The sequence below is a fragment of the Secundilactobacillus malefermentans DSM 5705 = KCTC 3548 genome, assembly GCF_001436395.1.
Classification (GTDB): Bacteria; Bacillota; Bacilli; order Lactobacillales; family Lactobacillaceae; genus Secundilactobacillus; species Secundilactobacillus malefermentans.
Window position 1 is genome coordinate 1 of record NZ_AZGJ01000142.1, and the last position, 417, is coordinate 417.

General features: G+C 39.6%; 1 pseudogene. It reads left to right on the forward strand.

From position 1 onward, the window contains the following. A pseudogene (locus FD44_RS10205) lies at positions 1-417 on the forward strand (MobQ family relaxase); the annotation flags it as partial.

The window sequence follows — 417 nt, forward strand, 5'->3', positions numbered from 1 at the left end:
ACAATTATTGACCTTTACCAAACGGCCATACGTTGGCTGGAAGTTATTAATGCAACAAGAAAAGGAAGTCAAAATCGAGCTTAAATATACGCTGATGATTCATGATGATAGCTTAGAAAGTCTAGAACACGTTGATCAAGGTCTACTAGAAAAGTATTCACCAACCGAGCAGCAAAAGATTACTCGCGCAGTCAAAGATTTGCGAACAATCATGGCTGTTAAGCAAGTTATTCAAACCCAATACCAGGAAGTTTTAAGAAGAGCCTTTCCTAACGGCAATTTTAATGAATTACCAATGATTAAACAGGAACAAGCCTATACAGCCGTGATGTACTATGATCCTGTTTTAAAGCCATGTCAGGCTGAAACAATTGAACAGTGGCAAGCAAACCCACCACAGGTGTTCAGTCCCCAAGA